Genomic DNA, 20,597 nt, shown 5'->3' with positions numbered 1-20,597 from the left:
AAGACTCAAATTAGTTGGGGGCGCAAAGACACCTGCGCCCTCAAAAATGAGGAAGAAAAAGGCGATATTTTCGCAAGCGATAAGCTACGGCAATTCGGAAGCAATTGCACCAGCATTTATACTGTTTCACAGATGCAACGGTTTGTGTAGAGCCTTTTTTAGCGATTAACCAAAGGTTATGTTATGAACAAGAAGTTATTTACCGAATATCCCGAACAAGACGAACGCAAATATTACGATCTTTTGGTTGAGCAGGCCAAGCTTCGGATGGATAATCTTTACGGCAATAAGGATCGGGCGCTGCGAGATACTCACGCCAAAACTCATGCTTGCGTTAAAGGAACTCTGGAAATTTTTGACTTTGATGAGGAAGCGATTAAACGGGAATTGGGCAAACGCGCTTCGTTAACTTCTTCGCAACTGAATGCGATTTCCCTTAAGCAAGGTTTGCTAGCAAAACCCCAACAATATCCTGTTTGGTTGCGCTTTGCTAACGGCGCTACCAAAGTATACCCTGATTACCAAAAAGATTCGCGTTCAATCTCACTGAAAGTGATGGGGGTGGAAGGGGAACGACTGGCGCAAAGCCACGAGTCAAAAACCCAGGACATCATTGTTCACAATTCAGAGCTATTTGTGAGCCAAACCATCAAAGACTACTACGGCTTTTTTTCTGCTTTGGTTGAATCACCAGAGACATTGAAGAAGTGGCTAATTCGACATCCCAGACACTTTTTAGCTGTGTCAACGCTTACGGGTAGCCGGACTCCGAAGAGTTTGCTAACAGCCAAATATTGGAGCGGTTCACCCTCTGCTTTGGGTCTCAATCCCGATTTCGATCCCTCGCAACCTGGTCTAGTTCCTGTCGAATATCCTGCTGTAATTAAGTATGGGTTCACTCCGGTTTCATGCAAACCACCGCACGAGATAATTCCCGAACAATCTCGACCGGGAATTCCTAAAATTCCTTTTGTCGATCGCGCTAAAGCCTTGGGTTTAGATCCCAATAAGCCAGACAATTATTACCGGGACGATCTCATTCAAGCCTTGGCGAAACCTGACGCTCAATACTGTTGGGATTTTGGCATTCAGTTCCAAACCAGCCTAAAAATGCCGATCGACGATGGCATCAATGTCTGGAAGGAAAAAGAATCACCCTTCTTGAGAGTAGGTCGTCTCACCGTCAAGCATCAGATTATTGATTATGAAAAACAATCTGATTTCAACGAAAACCTGAGATATTCTCCCTGGAACGGCTTAGCAGTTCATCGTCCAGTAGGCGCCATAAATCGGATACGCGGTGTTGTTTACCCGGTTGTAGCGAATTATCGCCTTCAAAAGCGAGGTCTTGTCCACCAAGAACCAACCGGAGAAGAAACATTTTAGTACAGTCTAGAAACCCGGTTTCGCAGAAGTTACCGGGTTTCTGTGTAGTAATATCATGTCCTTCTGTAAGAGTTTGGCTCGATTCTCATCGTGCGATCCCCAAACCCTTTAAATGTAGCCTGTTTCACGTTGTTTTCCTAAATTTATCTTTAATCATTTGCTATTTTATCCTCACCTTGATTTGTCACCTCTGAAGGAAACGATAACTTAATATTGATATCTATAGAAATTGTTGCATTATTATTGTCATTAAAAAAATTAATATCAGTTATATGTATCTTAGCGTCTTTTGGTAAAGACCTACCGACAGTAGAATCACCCGATAAATCTACTTTATAACCAGCTTTATCCAACCATTGATGAACATTGCGCCAATTACCAACATCATCACTAGGAGTTTCAGGAATACCCTTAAAATATTGATAGAGAGTTTTGCACATATAAACCTCAGCCCCCCTAGCACTTTTCGACAATTGACGCGCAATATCACTAGGGCTGAAATTGCACAAAAGACCACGCAAATATAATTTTTCTGTATCAGTGAGCCCTTGGCGGGCGTTGGGGAAAATGCGACGTTTAGCTTCGGTAAATAGTTCATAGATGCGATTCAAGTCCCAAGTTTGGGCTGCTTCGGCAAATAGATCCTTTCTAGTAGGTTTTCGTGTAACCATTTTTCGTCTTGGTGGAAATTGCTAACGTAATGGTAGCATAAATTGATAATGTTTAATAGTTGCGGATTATTTTTTTTTGTTTTAAGGTAGATATAACAGTGATATTACATACATTGGTCTTTTATAGAACGCTTGCGGTCATATTTTTTTGTGGCCGTTTCGAGTATTCTGGAAAAGGCTAATGTAATAATAGCGTAATTTGGTAGTCTTTGTTAGCTTTAAGTTCGTTATCAACAGAACAATCCTAGCTTATCCAACAGTTGAATCATAAAAAGTATGCGAATTATATTTTTAGGTCCGAATGGCGCAGGCAAAGGCACTCAAGCTGCGATCGTAGCCAAGGACTTCGGGATTCATCACATTTCAACCGGCGAACTACTGCGACATGAGCGAAAAAACGAAACTAAAATAGGTCAAAAAGCACAATCTTATATAGATAAAGGGGCATTAGTCCCTGATAGCATTGTGCTAGATATTGTAAAAGAACAATTGACAAAAAAAGAAGCAACACCAGGTTGGATATTAGACGGATTTCCTCGGAACGTCGCTCAAGTTGGAGCTTTAGACAAATTATTAAGGGATTTAGATCAGCCAAGTTGTGATTGTGTTATCAATTTTGATGTACCAGACTCAGTTTTAGTTCAGCGACTGAGAAAGAGAGCCATCAAGGAAAATCGTACAGATGATACTCCAGAAGTTATTCGGCGACGCATCCAAATTTTTCAAGAAGAAACGGCACCTTTAATCAACTTATATAGTGAGTGGTTATTGCTAGAAACCATCAACGGGTTTATGTCTAAAGAGGCAGTTAGCTCAGCAATTCAAGAAGTTTTGTCAGAAGTAAAAAAGTCCACTAAGTCTTAATTGATAAATCAAGGAGGAAACAAATTATGCCTTTTACTCAAGCCGATAGAAATATCATTCGCGGCGGCCCAGGAAGTAGCAGTGAGCTTAATTATGATATTTACGCAGAATTACTGTGTAATATGGCGATTGATGCCACACAACCACCTGACCGACAAAATCAAAATTCACATCATAAAGAAGGCGCTTTTACCATTGGTATTTTTGGTTCTTGGGGGAGCGGCAAAACTAGCCTCATGGCACAGATGAAACGGGATTTTGAACAATTAGCAACTCCTGCAAAAAGATATAAAACGGTTTGGTTTAATGCTTGGAAATATGACGATAAACTGGATATTAAGAATGCTCTTATCCAGACAATTCTTAGTCAAATATGTGCAGATGAAAGTATCTCTCCAAAAGAGCGTCAAACTATTACAAAAGCCGCTTTAACTTATTCAGTTTGCGCTTTTAAATTAGCTGGTGTTTTAGCGACAGGATATGTTAATGGTGCAACAGCAGGTTTTATTAATACCGAAGCCATAGCTAAACAACTTGCAATGTTAGTTAATCCTGGTGAAAACCCTCACCTCATTAATCCTTATCAATTTATCAATGAATTTGAAGATGTCTTTGGAAAAGCAGTAGAAAGTTATGTGGGTAACAATGGCCGATTGATGATATTTATTGATGATTTGGATCGTTGCTTACCAGAAAATGCTTTGTCTGTCCTAGAATGCTTGAAATTGCATTTAGATCAGTCTAACTGTATTTTTGTCATTGGAATTGATAAAAGAATTATTGAGCAGGCGGTGGGACAAAGATATCCTAAAGAGCTTGGTATTACTGGTAGGGAATATATAGAAAAAATCATCAATCTTAACTTTTTTCTATCTGATAAAAATCGAGATGAAGTTAAAGATAGACTGCTTCAAGGTTCTTTAACTGCCCAGTATAGTAATGATGAAAAAATATGGGGGATGATTTCTAAAGCGACTAATTCAAATATCCGTAAAATGCAACAATTTATTACGGCTTTTTATATGATTCAAGAGATTGTCAAAAAACACAACTCTACCCTTGCTGATAAGCTCGCACAACTCCGATTAACCGACGATCGTCGAAGCATACTTGAAAAGAAAAAAATAGACTGGAATACTGATGACAAGTATAAATTTTGCAAAATAATTTTACTCCAGTTAAATTTTCCTGAGTTTTACGATCGTTTAGCTAACAATCATCAACTTATGGATCAAATATACACTGCTTGGCAAAATGAAGGTGGAACAGATGATAGCATAGATATTGGCATAGATAATTTAATCAAGTCTACGAACAAACATCCAATATTTGCACAATTCTTAGAAAATCGAAATTTAATAGACTTTATAGTTACCTACTATAATGATGGTAAAATCACAAATAGTGATGACTGGAAAGCGATTCAAAAATTATCTCAATCTGTAACTTATATGTAATCGTTGAAAAATCATGGAAAATAGCGATGGAAGTATAGAAGATACGAAGGTCATAACCAATGATTTTTGTATCTTAAAAGATACAGATACAGTAGCAGAAGCATTAGCTTTAATTACTGTGCAAAATGCGAGTGAAATTGTTATTGTAGATGAGGATAAAAAATTTGCGGGTATCCTAACTGACTTATCAATTTTACGATCGCTACCACCGCCAGCTTTAGATGTACCTGTTAAGTTTAGAATTAAAACCCATAAATTTCGCAAACAATTAAATGAGGAATTGGTTAATAGTTTAAAAAAGCCGATAATCGAGGTATTTAAACTAGAAAAAATCAAGCCTTATACTTCTAAAAATCAGAGGCTAATTTATGCGATCGATAAATTAGTGGAATCCTATAAATCAACTTCAGCAATCAGAGTTTTACCTATTATCAATGAGGAGGAAACAGTTTATGGCGTAGCTTCTCCCGAAAGCATCTTAAGTCACATTAAATCTAATCAAAAATTTTGTCAATTGAAAGCCGAACGCTTTTTAGCGTTACCGGAAGCGAGTGGTATGGAACAACCATATACTCTACTACCATCAGATACCCTAGCTCAATCTCGATTTGCGATGAAATATTTGCCGATAGAGCATATAACTATCTGCGATCGAGATGGCAATTTGCTAGGAATAGTTGATAAAAAGCAGGTGACAACACTGACTCATCCGATGTATTTTAGTTTAATGGGTATATCTTTATCGGAAATAATGAAACCTATAACTAAATTATGTTTGGTTGAGAAAAGTCAAACCTTGCAAGAGTGTATTAATGCTTACTTAAATTTGGGAGTTAAGGAAGTAGTTATTGTTGAACAATTGCTAGGCAAAAGTTACCCAAAAATGGTAGTAACGCCGATTGATATTTTACAATTCCGCGTACAAGTTTACCGTCAAAATTAAACAACAATGGAGGACTTTAATTATGCCTATTGATAATATGGAAGCACGTATCGATCAGGAGTTCCCTGCACTCCAACAGAATAGACCATTATGGTGGTTACAGCCAACTGACACAGTGGACTATTTAGATGCTATGATGGATGAATTTAAAATCAGGCACGTTCCCATTATTGAGCCTATTGATCCTAAAAGTGATGAACCAAGAGGGGAGTTAAAAACTGTCATTAGCAAGACAGACCTAGTGAAAATTTTAACTCCTCCCAACGAACTATATCCGCCAGAATTCCCTCTGACACCTCAACAAAAATTACAACTGCGAAAATTCAATCAAGAAATTAGTGCAAAATGTCTTAATGAAATTGAGGATTTTGCAAAACTTATGACGATACCTGTCAAGACTCTTTCTCTCAAAAATAGTAAAGTTAAAGATGTTTTTAAGGATTTAATGAATCCTGTAAAACCCGAAGGAGAAAATTTTACTCGACGATATCGGACTCTATGTGTATATGGAGATAATAAGCTTATCGTAGGAACAATATCCTACACCGATGTATTGCGTAAAATCAACGATCCAACAAGTCATACACAGTTCTTAAGGGAAACTATAGGTCAAAATAGCCTATTTAAGAAAAGAGAGGATCTTACTGTATTAACTGAGGATGACAATTTGTTGCGTGCCCGAAGAATTTTGAAGGAAAATTCCTTTACTCATATTCCTATCACAACAGCAGATGGTAGATTTGTGACAGGAATAGTTGATGATGTAATTGTTAATACTTTTTTACACGATATAACTTTGACTCAATACTCAAAATTGCCGTTAAAATATATTATGCTTCCGGTGAATGAGAGAAACAGCGTAAGTCCTGGAGATCGTACCTCTGAAGTGATTGAAACATTTGTTCCCGATAATTCTAAGGATAGACCTACTGCTCTTGTAGTTTGCACAAAAGACTCTGATAGTGGTAAATTTACCTTCGATGGAATAATCAGCTATACTGATATTTTTCGAGGCTTCCTAATGTTTATAAATCCAGGATCGCCAACTCCTGAAAATCCCAAATAAACTGCGAGATAATTGACGCAAACCAACTCCAAAAATGATTGTAGGTCGTCTCACCGTCAAGCATCAGATTATTGATTATGAAAAACAATCTGATTTCAACGAAAACCTGAGATATTCTCCCTGGAACGGCTTAGCAGTTCATCGTCCCGTAGGTGCCATAAATCGGATACGCGGTGTTGTTTACCCGGTTGTAGCGAATTATCGCCTTCAAAAGCGAGGTCTTGTCCACCAAGAACCCACAGGAGAAGAAACTTTTTAAGGGAGTAATTTGGGGCTGGGAAATCATTTAAGCCATCAGGCAGGTGTCGTCTGAGCAAATGGCAACTAATATCAAATCCGGTAGCATCGTCCTGTATTCATCTCTGTATTCTCTCCCTCTGCGTTCTCTGCGCCCTCTGCGGTTAAATCATTCCGATGCAACCGGAAACGATATAAAAGAAGTTAACAAGCGAAACCTTCAAAAAATCCCATCCCTTTTTAGGGGGTGGGAGTGTTAAAAATGATGAATTCTTAGTCCTCAGTCCTTAGTCCTCATTATTCAGTAGCAATTAATCAATAACTGGGTTCGTACCCAATTATTAATTATTCTGCTAGCAACCAACTGATGACTAATGACCAACGACTGATGACTAATAAATTAAGCTTGCCGTGAGTAGTATTCCACCACTAGCAGTTCGTTAATTTGTAGAGCAATCCACTCGCGTTCGATAACGCCATTAACTTTGCCAACCAGTTTTTGCTTATCAAATTCCAAGTGATTCGGCAAGTGAGCCAAGCCTGGGTCTTTGAGATTAGCTTCTACCATTGTGCGAGAGCGCTCTCTATTTTTCACAGCAACCACATCACCAGGCTTGCACTGATAGCTGGCGATATTGACTTCACGGTCATTGACAGTTATGTGACCGTGATTTACCAATTGTCTAGCGGACGGAATGGTTGGAGCCATTCCCATCCGAAACACAGTATTGTCCAAGCGCATTTCCAAAAATTGCAGTAACACTTGACCTGTGGAGCCCGTGACACGGCGGGCTTTGCGGACGTAACGGAGCAATTGGCGTTCCGTCACACCGTAATTGAAACGGAGTTTTTGCTTTTCTTGCAAGCGAACCGCATACTCAGAGAGCTTTTTGCGGTTTTGACCGTGCTGTCCAGGCGGATAATCTCGTCTGGGGGTTTTGCGGGTTAGACCGGGCAACTCTTTCAGGCGACGGACGATTCTCAATCGGGGGCCTCGATATCGAGACATTTATTTTCCTCTCTAATATCTGTATGCAATATTTATGCAGACTCTATATTATATGTTGGTAACGGTCAAAATTCAAATAAAGATCGATAAAAAAACGATCGACCGGAGGGCGATCCATAATGTGCGGTAAATTCTGAAGGAAAAGCCGATCGCTCGATCGCCCAAATCAGCCAAAAAAACTCACTACTCGATCTGCCATGCACAACCGCAATTTCTCCCGCACTTCTTCCCCAAAGCCAGCACCGACCGGCTCAAACCCTACCGGGCGCTGGATATTAGCTCTCGGCACGCAGCTAGCAGCACTTGGTTTGTTGGCAACAGCCCTGCCCATATCGCCAGCCTCAGCCATCACTATTAGAATTCCTCGCTCTAGGAATCCCTATCGCGTCTGCGCCTTGGAACTAATCGAAGCCGGAGTGGCAGCAGAGGCCGCCGCCGCCGCTTGTGCTGACGCCCTCCGCCCCCGCGACATATCTAAATGCGCCCTCCAAATCAACCGCAAAACCAAGATTTCTGGTGTCGAAGCGCTCTCTAGCTGTCGGCGGGTGAGGCGTCCCCAAGAATTGGCTACTTGCGTAGTGAATATTAACAGCAAAAGTCGAACTCAACCTGCCGATCCCCTGGTAGTGCTCGATGGATGCCGCCGCAGTTTATTGCCACAACAGTTTTCTGAATGCGTAGTCGGTTTGAGCGGCAGGCTCGAATTTCCCACTGACAGGTTAATCGCCACTTGTCTTGACCCCAGGGACAGCGTGAGCCAGTTGGACGGACGCCCTGCACCTACCCCTCCTGTGGAGCTAATTCCAACGCCTTCGCCCCTCAATTAATCACTGTTAACAGTTGACTGTTGACTGTTGACTGTTAACAATCTAAAATCTAAAATCTAAAATCTAAAATCGATTGACTGATGCCTACATTTTCCTAATCAAATGTCAGAAATTTTTGCTCAAATTACAGTCGAAGAATTAGCTCGCCAATTAGCAGAAACCAATGCTGAGAAATTGCAGCTTGTAGACGTGCGGGAACCTTACGAAATTGAACTCGCCGCGCTGCCGGGATTTGTAGCTTTTCCGCTGAGCGAGTTTGCCGAATGGTCTGGTGAAATTGACGCTAGACTCGATCGCGATACAGAAACCCTAGTTCTGTGCCATCACGGAGTGCGATCGGCTCAAATGTGCCAGTGGTTGACCGATCGAGGATTTACCAACGTTAAAAATATCGTTGGCGGTATCGATGCTTATTCAATGGTAGTCGATCGAACCGTCCCCCGCTATTAACATCAAATCCAGTTCTTAACTATCCTTTTCTTCAGAGTCCGCGCGGGCGGACTTTGTATGTGTAGAAACGAATAATATTTCCCCGGAATGAGCTAATTAACACCAGCAAATCGAAAATTGAAAAGCGTACTCATAGTGAGCCGATCGCGCCCCTGCCTTTTCGAGTCATAAAGAGCTTCATCAGCCGCCAGTAGCAGGGTTATCGCATCATTTTCCTCGCTGGGAACAACGCTGGCAATTCCCAAACTAATCGTTACCACAGAATTAGGTAGACCGTCAAGACTCTGCGGGTTAAAAAGAATATTCAAAGCTTTCACTTTTGCTCTAATTTGTTCGGCAACAACCAGAGCCGCCGACGCATCAGTTTCCGGTAAAATCACAGCAAATTCCTCGCCCCCGTAGCGAGCAGCTACATCAGCAGGACGCTGGAGCGATCGGCGAATTGTCTGAGCTACCAATCGCAAACAATCATCTCCTGCTTGATGTCCGTAGGTATCATTATATATTTTGAAATAATCGAGATCGCACAAAATTAAAGATATCGGAGACCCCTCGCGAGCCATGTGTTTCCATTCGGTTCGCAAGCAACTATCAAAATACCGTCTGTTGCCAATTTGAGTAAGTTCGTCCACATTCACCAAAGCTTGCAGCCTTAGATTTTCTTGCTGCAACTCCTCAAAACGAACCACCGATAACTTGTCCTCGCACAAATTTTGCCCTTGAAAATACAGGCGATATAATTCGCAAGACAAACTACAGTTATTTCCCTCTAATTTGACCAGTCCCATGCTCTCTAACTGATAAGCCATCAAAGGTTCAAGGTGAATGCTATTTTTAGCAGCGACAACTTGTTGGAAGGCGGAGGCGAGTTCGGGCTGCTGTTGAATGGCGATCGACTGATTTTGCAAGTAGTCGCTATAAATTCCGCTGTGAGTAGGAGCTGCTGTTAACAATTCTGCCAACTCGGCTAGCCCCAGTTCATTCCCTGGTTCATCCCGATCGACAAAGAGGCGATTTTGTTGCAAAATTGCCAGGTGATACAGCGCTAAATGCACTAAATAAGGATGCCCGCCTACCATGTTCATTAATTGCTCGATCGGAGCGCTATTGCTCCAGTTCAGTCCGTGTCTGCACGCCAAATCTTGAACTTGTTCAGCAGTAAATTCTGAGAGTTTAATCGGCATTCCTACATTAAATGGAGATTGATTAAGCCTCAAAGCAATATAAATCTCGGTCGAATGAATGACAACAATGCGGAGTTTTTGCCAAATTGTGCTAGCGCGAGCTTGTTCATACCAAAAACGGATCATCGAAAGAAAATCTTGAGCAATGTTAGTCCGTTCAAATATGCGATTTATTTCGTTAATCACCAAGACAATAGGACTGTCAATTAGTTCGAGCAAATAGTTTTCAAAGTAAATTGTGCAGCTGACCTTGCTGCCCATATCTTCATCCCAGAATTCATCAATATTTGGTTCGAGTTTGAGTTGCCGAGCGACATTGACACAAAGCCAGCGTAAAAATTTATCTAAACTAGCAAAAACCGCTGCGTCAGCTTGCTGAAAGTCTACAGTTACTGTGCGGTATCCACGATCGACTGTCGCGTGAACTATCCGCAGCATCAGCGAACTTTTGCCCATTTTTTTGGGAGCTTTAATGCGAACAAGGCCACCGGGTTTGCTAATTTCTGCACAGGCCAGGGCTTCGGCCCCTGAGCGATCGATATAAAATCGAGAGTCAAGCGGTATGGGGCCGCCGGGAAATTCTAGGTCTGCAACTGTTTGGATCAAGTTTGGTAATTTTTGGAGTCCTGCCATAGTCGTTCCGCAAGGCGATACCCTGACTGTATCTTACTGTGCATCAACCTTTGTCAGGTTAGGGGGGAGACGAGCGGTGTCCAAGATCGATCGACAATCCTAAAAAATCTAAGTTTTTAGGGACTTCCCGGAACTCACTTTGCTATAGTAGTGTCACTTTACCCAATCTCAAACCCTGCTTCAACACGGCTCTGCAGACCGACAAAAATTCGACGGTAGCCCAGACGCGATCTTTCTTGGCCTTTACCTGAAAAATAACTCGTTGGTCGTCGAGGTCGCGCAGGAAGAGCCCCTATCTAAGGAGAAATAATCATTGTCACGCCGCTACCTGTTTACCTCTGAATCGGTCACTGAAGGGCATCCCGATAAAATCTGCGATCAAATTTCCGATACGATTTTAGATGCCTTACTGACCGAAGACCCCAAAAGCCGCGTCGCAGCAGAAGTTGTCGTCAACACTGGCTTAATGCTGCTGACGGGCGAAATTACCACTAAAGCTCAGGTAAATTACATAGAATTAGCCCGGAAAAAAATAGCCGATATTGGCTACATCCACGCTGACAACGGGTTTTCTGCCAATAGTTGTTCAGTGTTGGTAGCTCTTGATTCTCAGTCTCCCGATATTGCTCAAGGGGTGAATACAGCCCACGAAAGCCGGGAACAATCGAGTGAAGAGGAATTAGACGCCATTGGAGCCGGCGACCAAGGCTTGATGTTCGGCTTTGCTTGCAACGAAACGCCGGAATTGATGCCTCTGCCGATTAGTTTAGCCCACCGGATTTGCCGTCAACTGGCAGCAGTCCGCAAAACCGGTCAGTTATCTTACCTGCGTCCCGACGGCAAAAGCCAAGTTACAGTAGTCTATGAGGACGGCAAACCCGTTGGCATAGATACGATTTTAATTTCTACCCAGCACACCGAAACGATCGGCGACATCACAGAAACGGCCGCAGTTCAAGCCAAGATCAAAGAAGACCTTTGGACTGCAGTCGTCCAACCTGTGTTTGCCGATATTAGCGTGCAGCCGGATGCAGAAACTCGCTTCCTTGTCAACCCCACCGGCAAATTTGTCGTCGGCGGGCCTCAAGGAGATTCGGGTTTGACGGGCCGCAAAATTATTGTGGATACCTACGGCGGCTATTCCCGCCACGGCGGCGGCGCTTTTTCTGGGAAAGACCCCACCAAGGTAGACCGCAGCGCGGCTTATGCTTGTCGCTACGTTGCTAAAAATATCGTAGCGGCTGGTTTGGCCCAAAAGTGCGAAGTGCAGTTGAGTTATGCGATCGGCGTTGCGCGGCCTGTTAGCATGATGATCGAAACTTTTGGCACTGGGAAAGTTGATGACGATCGCCTTTTAGAAGTTGTGAAGCAGCATTTTGAACTGCGTCCTGCGGGAATCATTCAGGCATTTAACTTGCAGAATTTGCCTGCTGAAAGAGGCGGCCGTTTCTATCAAGATGTGGCGGCTTACGGTCACTTCGGGCGCACTGACTTAGATTTGCCTTGGGAACAAACTGATAAGGCCGAACTTTTGAAAGAAGCTTTGAGCCAGCAGTTATCTGCTGTCGCTGGATAGTACAATGTTGGGGTGCGCGCAGCGCACCTTATCCATAAATAATATCGGGTGCTACCAATCAATATAGGGTGCGTACTCCGCACCTTATTCAAAAATAATATAGGCGGTGCTTCGGCGCATCTTATCCATAAATAATATCGGGTGCTACAAATTAATAACGTAGCGTGCGTACTCCGCACCTTACAAAAAAAAAAGAATAAATAAATGCGATTTTTCACACCTTTCCAATCTGCAATTCGCAGTTTGGTCTCTTCATTCCAACAGCGGTTGGCGACGACTGGATTTTCTGCACCAAATCCAGCAACGCTGCCAAGTTCATTTGCGACTAACAATCATGGTGGAATTCGCGGCGTTTGGATACCCACCACTGACTGCAAAGTTCTCACATCAAAAGAGCGAATTGCTGAGGCAATGGACTTTCTCGCCGATACGGGATTTAATACCGTTTTTCCTATAATTTGGAACCAGGGTTATACGGCTTATCCTTCTCAGATAATGCGAGAAAACTTTGGGGTGGAAATTGACTCGCGCTATCAAGGTCGCGACCCCTTAGCAGAAATATGTGTTGAGGCAAAGAGAGTTGGCTTAAAAGTAATTCCTTGTTTTGAATACGGATTTGTGAGTTCTTACAATCGCAATGGCGGTCATTTGCTGGCGAAAAAACCTGAGTGGATTGCCCGTGATGCCAGCGGCAATTTACTTAAGAAAAATAACTTTGACTGGATGAATACTCTTGACCCGGAAGTGCAAGACTTTGTGCTGGGGTTGATGCTGGAAGTTGCTAAGAATTATCCGGTAAACGGCGTTCAAGGAGACGATCGCATTGCGTTTCCGGTAGAAGGTGGTTACGACGAAAAAACGGTTAAACGCTATCGAGAAGAGTGCGGTAAAGCAGCACCATCGGATTGTAAAGAGCAACATTGGCTGCAGTGGCGTGCTAATATTATTACTGAGTTTGTAGCTCGTTTATACCGAGAAGTGAAAGCGATTAATCCTGATTTGTTGCTATCGATGTCGCCGAGCCCTTATGACTGGGGACTGGTGGAATATTTGCAAGATTCTAAAGCTTGGGTTGACAAAAATTTGGTGGATCTGCTTCACCCGCAGTTTTATCGCCGCGATTTTAATGCTTACAAACAATTGGTCGATAAAATGATTTCGGGACAGCTTAGCGGGCAGCAAGTAAAGTGCGTGTCGCCCGGTATTTTGTTGACGAATCGAGGCAGTAAATATAGCATAACTCCCGAGCTGTTGTTGCAAGTAATTGCTTACAACCGCTCTTGCGGGATTCAAGGAGAAGTGATGTTTTTTTACGAAGGTTTGCGAGATAACGATAACGCTTTGGCTAAGGTTTTGAAAAAAGGGCCCTATGCTCGTTGAGAGATTGTCCGGGAATCAAGCTGTTTCCGGTTGGCTGCACTCAACCGCGCCGATCGCTATTTCAAACCAAGTTGGTATAAAATAAGATGTTGCAGCATTCTCAATAAGCTTTGATTAACAAGCAAGATGCCTGTTCCCCAAAAAGTGAATTTTATTGTGGAACAGGCATCTTGCCTGTTGCTGACAATGGTGCAAGATGTGAGTATAAAATGATTTAGCAGAGCTAGGCTAGTTAAAAGCGCAGCGATGCCAAGCAGCAAGCGCAACTCATTGTCAAGCCGATCGCCCAAACAAACCCGATAATTAATAATTGGGGAGTTGCAAAAATAGTGGAATAAGACATATTTTAGAAGTGGGTGCAAGCTTTTTTTTAGAAGTAGCGTTTTGTAGACGCCATATTTTTTAAAGACAGTTTAAAAGAGCAATCTCAACCGCTCGCCAAAATATTAGGATAAATCAGTGACCTCAGCAGCAAGCCTCATCCAACAGCTACCCGAGCTCAGCGATGCTCAATTCCATCAAAAATATTTGAAACAAAAACAAGGGATGCACACCTTGGCGACTATATTGCCGCAAGTAGAACAGCAAAGTCTGGCGTTGCGGGCAGTAAAATTAGCTCTAAAAGTAAATTTAAAACTCGGCTCAAAGCTAGCAGGAACGGTAAAGCCAGAATTTCAAATAGCCACCATAAAATTAATCGACAAAATCCCCACTTCGCCCCTACTCAAAATTCAACTGCTGGCCCTCACAAGTTCGGATATGGCAATCCCGATACTGGTGGCCGCATTGAACCACAAAGAAAGTGCAGTGCGCCTGGAGGGGATTCGGGCGATCGGGAAAATCGGCTCCGAAGCAGCAGTAATTGAATTAGCCCGATCGCTCGCATCCAAAGATTCCCAAATCCAAGCTTGGGCCGCTTGGGCTTTAGGAGAAATTGACTCGAAACCAGCCGCCGTAGCACTGCTCAAAGCCATCAAACACCCAGACTCCGGGGTGCGCGCCTGGGCTGTTTGGGCCTTGGGCAAAATTAACCCGAAAATAGCCGTCCCCGCGCTGCTGAAAGCCCTCAAACACCCAGACTCCGAAGTGCGCTGGCGGGCAGCAGTCAACTGCGGGAAAATCGGCGTCTCTGAGGTAGTTCCCGGCCTGCTGAATGCCCTCAGAGACGAAAATCACATCGTCCGCGCTAGGGCGGCGGCGGCTTTGGGGAAAATCGGCGATTCTGAAGCAGTACCCGGCTTAGTAGAATTGCTTCACGATGATCCCGACTCCTATGCAGTTTCTTTGAGGGCCGCCGAGGCCTTGGGACAAATCGGCACGGAAACGGCTGTGGCGGGACTGGTGCAAGCCCTCAACCATGACGACTCAGACGTGCGGGGCAGTGCAGTTTCTGCCTTGGGAGAAATCAGCAGCGAGGTGGCTATGGTGGCCGTAATCGGGTCGCTCTGGGATCGAGATATTTTCGTGCGCGGCAGGGCGGCGGTTGCCCTTGGGAACATCAATACAGAGGGAGATGCGAAATTGCCAAAAATGGTGGTCGCGGGACTGGCGAGCGCAATTGGCGACAGCGAATCTTATGTGCGGTGGAGAGTTGCTGCTGCTTTGGGGGAAATTGGGACAGAGGAAGCTGTGGCAGGTTTGGTGCGGCTGCTGGGGGACGAAAATTCTGGAGTGCGCCAAAAGGCTGTTAAATCCCTCGGTCACATTGGCTCCACGGCTGCTATTGTTGCTCTGGAAACAGCTTTAAATCGCGAATTTGCTGACGTTCGTGCCCGGGCTGCCCAATACTTGGCGGATGTCAGCACTGAGGCAGAAACAGTTGATTTTGATCCCTCTGTTTCCCCGGATTTGTCGGGTGAAAAACTGCCAAAAATCCTGATTGCTTCGCAAGCAGAAGCCAGCGAATACATTGTTGAGCGCCAAGCGCGACGCGAGATTAAATACTTGATCTCGATCGGCAGTCCAGGCGTCCCCGAACCCAAAACTTTCGATCAAATCCCGAACCGAATGTGCCTGGAGTTTAACGACCTCGACACCCCCGTTGATGACCCCGATCAAATCTTGCCTAGCCTTAACGATGTACTGAAAATTATTGACTTCGCCCTCAAAATGTCGTCCCAGGGAGGCAGTTTGCTGATGTGCTGCCAAAGTGGGATCAGCCGTTCAACGGCCACAGCTTTGACTGTGTGTGCTGCGCTGTTGGGTCGTGGCAAAGAACGGGAAGCTTGGGCGTTGGTGCTCGCCGCCAGACCCCAAGCCAAGCCGAATCGCTGGATGGTACACTTGGCCGATGAAGCTTTGGGTAGAGACGGTAAGCTAGCACTGGCGATCGAATTGACTACCGCAACTGCAGAACTCGCAATGGCCAAAAATTGACAGAAACCATTCAGGATACAAACCCCGGATTCATCCATCCAGAAATAAAAAACCTGTATCCGATAAAACTTGCCGAACGTATTTATCCGTCGGGTCAATGCTTCAAATCTAAAATCTAAAATCTAAAATCTAAAATCGCGCCATCGATTGACTCGCAGAAACCGGGTTTCTTTTCGCGAGCCCTAAAGTTATACTCTACTAACGAGACTTCGCCTCAGACTTGTCTTTGCGGGGCAACGATGCCAAAAGTCGATCGCCAGGGTGCAAAAGTTCGATCGGCTGCCGCATTTGTGACATTCTGTGCTATGAAGTTGTCGGATGCTCAACAAAAACCGTCAAGCAATCGTCGCATTGCTGGCAGCCAAAGCCCAAAGCTAAGGAATCGGGTGCATTGTCAACAGACAATATCAGCTTTGGGCGAATCACAGGCAAAACAGGTCAGAGACAATTTTCTGCCTGTAACATTCCACGCAGGGATAATTCACTGCGGGGATAAGTTTTTATTTTTTTTGCCTGCTGCAGACTTTTACGAGTCGAAAAAGTAATTTGGCAACAGTCCTCAACAGCCTAATTATCTCTTAGACATCAACCGAATTTAAGTTTCTCCTCTGACTCGACCAGAGTTTCAGATGCTTTTTCGCAGATGTCTACGGTCAAATAGACAAGCTTTTCCGTTTGGAGAAATTAAGAGCGTGGTAGATTTTAACAGAAGACAGGGGTTGCATATGTCAAAAATTAACTTGCTAAAAAAAACAGGACATGAAGCAAGTTTATCGGTTGCAGTTTGTGAAAACCAGGGGGAATTGAATTCAGACTTAGAACCATTTAACCCGCCGAATAAAAACGTGAAAACGCGAAAAGTTAACCAAAATAATACCAATTTAGGTAAACAGATGCCAGTTTTTATTTCCGGAGAAGTGGCCTCTGTCGAAACAGTCAGCCCCAAAAAATCCAACCATGATTTTGTCGAAAAATTATCCTTAAAAGTCAGCCAAAGTTTGCCATCTAAAATTGGCAGTTTGCCTATCCATAAAAAAATTGGATACGGGTATTTGCTGGCAATAGGAATCGGATTTTTGGGTTCACTGAGCGGACTGGTGATTGCCGATTATTACCAAGGACAAGGATTAAAGCAATTCAATGATGCTCACCTACAAGCGCAATTGCTAGGCAATTTTAAAGATGCAGCGCTGGCGGCTCAATTGCAGGGTTCACAGCTAGATTCTTTTGTAGATAATTCGCTCAAGCTAAAACAGCAAGAAGAGCAGTTGGTTAAGAGTATTGTTAAGGCAAAAAATCTGCGGTTGCGTATAGAAAATTTTGCCGACAGCCAACCCGCTTGGCTGGCAGCAAAACCGGAAGTTCTCAAGCTTTTAGTGCAAGATTGCACTAAAAATTTAGAATCCTACGCCGATACTCTCAAGTCAACTTTGCAGGAAATCCAGCAATCGCAACTATCGCCTCGGGAGATAGAGTCGGCTAGAAAATTGCTCGCAATCGAAAGCGGAGAAGGTGTAAAACAGCTCAACAGCAGCCTTGAGGAATTGAGCAAAATCCTCGATATTGCCCAGCAGCAAGAGGGCCAAGGCGGTGAAGTGATGGAAGACGCCCAAGGCATGGAAAAAGCCATAATTATTTTTAGTATGCTGCTGTCGGTTGTGGTAGCTGGAATGGTGGCTTACCGGACGAGTCGGGCGATCGCTCAACCTATGATCAGCGTTACTCAGGTGGCCCAACAAGTAGCCGCTGAGTCAAATTTTGACTTGCGAGCACCCGTCACCGGACAAGGCGAAATCGGCTCTCTGGCGGCCTCTCTCAATCACCTAATCGAGCGGGTTTCGGGACATACAAAAGAATTAGAACAAGCTAAAGAAGTCGCCGTCGCAGCTAACACTGCTAAAAGCCAGTTTTTAGCAAATATGAGCCACGAATTGCGGACGCCTTTAAATGCGATTATTGGCTACAGTCAACTACTTTCAGAAGATGCCCAGGATGCGGGATTTGATGAGTTTGTACCCGACTTGCAGAAGATTGAAAAAGCAGGCGCGCATCTGCTATCTTTGATTAACGATATCCTTGATTTGTCAAAAATTGAAGCGGGGAGTATGAAACTCGAAATCCAGGAGTTTGACATCGAATCCCTGATTGACAATGTTGCGAGTGCCGCGAAACCGTTGGTAGAGAAAAATGGCAATGTTTTGGAGATTGAGTGCGATCGAACTGTGGGCATAATGCACGCAGATTTCAAAAAAGTGCGCCAGGTTTTGATACATCTGCTTAGTAATGCTGCGAAGTTCACCAAAAACGGTAGGGTGAAAGTGACTGTGAAGCGCATTGCAGGAAGTGGAAAATTGAATGCAGCAGGGCGTGAGGCGATTGACGATTCAATGGCTGCCGATGAAATTCCTTCTGGGGCGATCGCTTGTCCCCTGCCGAATGTTCAAGACTCGGATTGGATTTGTTTATCGGTTAAAGATACCGGAATTGGAATGTCGGAAGAACAACAGCACAAATTGTTTGAAGCTTTTGTGCAAGCTGACTCTTCAGCAGCGCGACCTTACGACGGCGCCGGATTGGGGCTGACACTTAGCCGCTACTACTGTCAGATGATGGGCGGGGAAATTTTGGTAGAAAGCGAAGAGGGAAAAGGGTCTATTTTCACTGTCCGCATACCGGCGGGAAACGGGTGATGTGATGTTTGGGCGAGAAATTTAGGAGATAAGCAGAGGGGCGAAAATTTATGTTTCAAACCTCTGGTTTTGTGTCGAAATGTTTTAGTCTTGTCAGTGGGGGCGATCGCACTCTATTAATTATAATTGGTTATTTTACCAATTCAAACAGCACAAACCGCTAGCTCCTGAACTCCAACCTAAATCAATTCTAATAAATTTCATTGAGTATTATTGAACCGCGAAGACGCGAAGGAAGAATCAGGAAGAATCAGGAAGAAGTAGATAATCTTTTACGGGGAAGGGAGTAAAAGATCGATCGCACAAACTACCCTCAACTTTTATCTTGTTTCTCATCGGATGGTGGGGACTGTTTTTGCATGTGTTTTTGGCGTTCTCTCACCGCTTGTTCCAAAATGAATGCTGACAAGCCACTGATTGAACGGCGTTCCTCATTTGCCCACTCTTGAAGTAGGTCATAGATTCCTTCTCCTATCGAGGTTGATATGCGTTTAGACATTAGAGGTTAATTGTTTCTTATGTAAACCGATCGCCATTGTCGAGTATTTTAGACAATTTTGTCGAATATGCAGCATAATGCTGCTTTTGCACAGCACTATGCTGCTATTGCACGCCCCAACTGCACTCAACTCTTCTCCTGCTTGTCATCCGATGGCTGGGGCTGTTGTTTCATTTCCTTTTGGCGTTCTCTGGCTGCTTGCTCCAAAATGAATGCTGACAAGCTGCTGACTGAACGGCGTTCTTGACTTGCCCACTCTTCAAGGATTTCATAGATTCCATCGGCTAAATAGGTCGCTAAGCGTTTGGTCATAAAGGATTCATTATTTTTTAGTTTAAGCCGATCGTCATTGTGCTTTATCTAGACCATCCTGTCGATAATGGCTCATTTAAAGCATATATGTATGCTATATCTGTGCTATAGTCAAAAAGTCAAAAGCCAGCGCCGAACTTTCCGAGGGCTCGCGCTGGCTTAGGGTTCCCCAAATACAAGGAGACAATCCACATAAAAGGAGACAATTACTATGGTAAAGCCTGTGAGCGACGGCAGCGAATATAACCGCGGCTATCAACAAGCTTTGAATGATTTTGGCATCACGCAACTGCTGTCGGGTATCCGCAGCTACTCTGATGAGGATTTTGATGCCGATCGCGCGCGCATGACTGGGCCAGAGATCGAAAGCTTTGCGGTGTTTCTGATTCTGCGCGTCGGGGCGAATCTCAAAGGTAGTACGATCGCCCGCTACCTCAACACTCTGAGAAAAGCAAATTCTCCGACGATCGCCGATCGCCCCGCGATCGAACTCAACTCTAATTCGCGAGGGAAAACACCTGAAAAGTCAAAGGGGGGCGATCGCAATTCTTGGGCGATCGTCCGCATTTTACCGAATGCTGAGCACTATACAATTGCGCGTTTTGTCAACCGCCAAGATGCGGACGATCGGCGGAGGGCTTTGTGTCGGTTTATTCCAGGGGGTGTGTTTGAAGTTGTTATGTGCGATCGCACCTAATCAATATACCTCTCCAATAATTATTGTGGAACAGGCCGGAAAGCCTGTTCAAGACTGGCTTTTCTGGAGAGCTCTAATCAACAAAAATGACGGTGACAATTGTAGCGACTCCGCATTAAGTCCGTCGGGGGTTAAAAACCCCCGCCTCATAGCGAAAGTCCTCGCTTCCGAGGACTGAAGAGGAGAGTTAAGATTTGTGCGCGGGGGGCTAGAAACCGGGTTTTTTACGACCATATTCGTTGCAGTCGGCAGATTCGATAAAAACCCGGTTTCTTTGGTGGGAGCGCGTAATTTCTGTCTGTTTCAATTCATACCTTGCATCATTCTCGATCGATCTTGC

Annotated in this window: 19 protein-coding genes; 14 read left to right on the top strand and 5 right to left on the bottom strand. The window is 44.1% G+C overall.

Annotated features, from left to right (window positions below; translation table 11 throughout):
* The first annotated feature begins 183 nt into the window (after window positions 1–183).
* Window positions 184–1,386: a catalase gene (locus QUB51_RS14330; protein WP_333262217.1), complete on the top strand. Its 1,203-nt coding sequence runs from the start codon at window positions 184–186 to the stop codon at window positions 1,384–1,386.
* A 149-nt stretch (window positions 1,387–1,535) separates the two neighbouring features.
* Here the strand turns inward: QUB51_RS14330 and QUB51_RS14325 are convergent, their stop codons facing one another.
* Window positions 1,536–2,057, bottom strand: a complete 522-nt coding sequence (locus QUB51_RS14325) for a DNA-binding response regulator (RefSeq protein WP_333211753.1) — start codon at window positions 2,055–2,057, stop codon at window positions 1,536–1,538.
* A gap of 276 nt (window positions 2,058–2,333) precedes the next feature.
* Here QUB51_RS14325 and QUB51_RS14320 point away from each other — a divergent pair, with 276 nt between their 5' ends.
* The 5 genes from QUB51_RS14320 to QUB51_RS14300 are packed head-to-tail and all read left to right on the top strand — an operon-like array spanning window position 2,334 to window position 6,646.
* A complete protein-coding gene (locus tag QUB51_RS14320) occupies window positions 2,334–2,921 on the top strand; it encodes an adenylate kinase (RefSeq protein ID WP_333211755.1) in 588 nt (195 codons plus the stop codon).
* Window positions 2,922–2,947: 26 nt separating this feature from the next.
* Window positions 2,948–4,378 carry a P-loop NTPase fold protein gene (locus QUB51_RS14315; protein WP_333262214.1) on the top strand — a complete coding sequence of 477 codons (1,431 nt, stop codon included), beginning with the start codon at window positions 2,948–2,950 and terminating at the stop codon, window positions 4,376–4,378.
* A 13-nt stretch (window positions 4,379–4,391) separates the two neighbouring features.
* On the top strand, window positions 4,392–5,321 hold the full coding sequence (locus QUB51_RS14310) for a CBS domain-containing protein (protein WP_333211759.1): 930 nt from the start codon (window positions 4,392–4,394) through the stop codon (window positions 5,319–5,321).
* 22 nt (window positions 5,322–5,343) lie between these two features.
* Entirely contained in the window at window positions 5,344–6,387 is a 1,044-nt protein-coding gene (locus tag QUB51_RS14305; protein WP_333211761.1) for a CBS domain-containing protein, read from the top strand.
* Between the two features lie 34 nt (window positions 6,388–6,421).
* Window positions 6,422–6,646, top strand: coding sequence for a hypothetical protein (locus QUB51_RS14300; RefSeq protein ID WP_333145388.1), 225 nt, complete (start codon window positions 6,422–6,424; stop codon window positions 6,644–6,646).
* A gap of 378 nt (window positions 6,647–7,024) precedes the next feature.
* On the opposite strand, the gene rpsD is transcribed toward QUB51_RS14300, so the two are convergent.
* Complete coding sequence (gene rpsD, locus QUB51_RS14295; RefSeq protein ID WP_172190738.1) at window positions 7,025–7,633, bottom strand: 30S ribosomal protein S4; 609 nt, start codon at window positions 7,631–7,633, stop codon at window positions 7,025–7,027.
* 197 nt (window positions 7,634–7,830) lie between these two features.
* On the opposite strand from rpsD, the gene QUB51_RS14290 reads away from it, so the two are divergent.
* Window positions 7,831–8,460: a hypothetical protein gene (locus QUB51_RS14290; protein WP_333054647.1), complete on the top strand. Its 630-nt coding sequence runs from the start codon at window positions 7,831–7,833 to the stop codon at window positions 8,458–8,460.
* Window positions 8,461–8,562: 102 nt separating this feature from the next.
* Complete coding sequence (locus QUB51_RS14285; protein WP_333054648.1) at window positions 8,563–8,910, top strand: rhodanese-like domain-containing protein; 348 nt, start codon at window positions 8,563–8,565, stop codon at window positions 8,908–8,910.
* A 92-nt stretch (window positions 8,911–9,002) separates the two neighbouring features.
* On the opposite strand, the gene QUB51_RS14280 is transcribed toward QUB51_RS14285, so the two are convergent.
* Window positions 9,003–10,727 carry an AAA-like domain-containing protein gene (locus tag QUB51_RS14280; protein WP_333262211.1) on the bottom strand — a complete coding sequence of 575 codons (1,725 nt, stop codon included), beginning with the start codon at window positions 10,725–10,727 and terminating at the stop codon, window positions 9,003–9,005.
* A gap of 313 nt (window positions 10,728–11,040) precedes the next feature.
* On the opposite strand from QUB51_RS14280, the gene metK reads away from it, so the two are divergent.
* The 5 genes from metK to QUB51_RS14255 all read left to right on the top strand — a co-directional run bounded on the left by metK (window position 11,041) and on the right by QUB51_RS14255 (window position 18,749).
* Window positions 11,041–12,303, top strand: a complete 1,263-nt coding sequence (gene metK / locus QUB51_RS14275; RefSeq protein ID WP_333054652.1) for a methionine adenosyltransferase — start codon at window positions 11,041–11,043, stop codon at window positions 12,301–12,303.
* Window positions 12,304–12,507: 204 nt separating this feature from the next.
* Window positions 12,508–13,683, top strand: coding sequence for a family 10 glycosylhydrolase (locus QUB51_RS14270; RefSeq protein ID WP_333262207.1), 1,176 nt, complete (start codon window positions 12,508–12,510; stop codon window positions 13,681–13,683).
* A gap of 459 nt (window positions 13,684–14,142) precedes the next feature.
* On the top strand, window positions 14,143–16,059 hold the full coding sequence (locus tag QUB51_RS14265) for a HEAT repeat domain-containing protein (protein WP_333232445.1): 1,917 nt from the start codon (window positions 14,143–14,145) through the stop codon (window positions 16,057–16,059).
* 239 nt (window positions 16,060–16,298) lie between these two features.
* Window positions 16,299–16,604: a hypothetical protein gene (locus QUB51_RS14260; protein WP_333054655.1), complete on the top strand. Its 306-nt coding sequence runs from the start codon at window positions 16,299–16,301 to the stop codon at window positions 16,602–16,604.
* A 180-nt stretch (window positions 16,605–16,784) separates the two neighbouring features.
* The gene (locus QUB51_RS14255; protein WP_333211767.1) at window positions 16,785–18,749 is read left to right on the top strand and encodes a HAMP domain-containing sensor histidine kinase; all 1,965 of its coding nucleotides are present in this window, start codon (window positions 16,785–16,787) and stop codon (window positions 18,747–18,749) included.
* Window positions 18,750–19,062: 313 nt separating this feature from the next.
* On the opposite strand, the gene QUB51_RS30415 is transcribed toward QUB51_RS14255, so the two are convergent.
* Together QUB51_RS30415 and QUB51_RS14250 are read right to left on the bottom strand one after the other, a co-directional pair.
* Entirely contained in the window at window positions 19,063–19,248 is a 186-nt protein-coding gene (locus QUB51_RS30415) for a ribbon-helix-helix domain-containing protein (protein ID WP_333054657.1), read from the bottom strand.
* A gap of 126 nt (window positions 19,249–19,374) precedes the next feature.
* On the bottom strand, window positions 19,375–19,560 hold the full coding sequence (locus QUB51_RS14250) for a ribbon-helix-helix domain-containing protein (protein ID WP_333054658.1): 186 nt from the start codon (window positions 19,558–19,560) through the stop codon (window positions 19,375–19,377).
* Window positions 19,561–19,771: 211 nt separating this feature from the next.
* On the opposite strand from QUB51_RS14250, the gene QUB51_RS14245 reads away from it, so the two are divergent.
* Complete coding sequence (locus QUB51_RS14245) at window positions 19,772–20,257, top strand: hypothetical protein (RefSeq protein WP_333262204.1); 486 nt, start codon at window positions 19,772–19,774, stop codon at window positions 20,255–20,257.
* The last annotated feature ends 340 nt before the right edge of the window (window positions 20,258–20,597 follow it).

It is taken from the genome of Microcoleus sp. AT8-A3 (assembly GCF_036705675.1).
GTDB lineage: Bacteria > Cyanobacteriota > Cyanobacteriia > Cyanobacteriales > Microcoleaceae > Microcoleus.
This window is presented reverse-complemented; position numbering and strand designations above follow the sequence as displayed.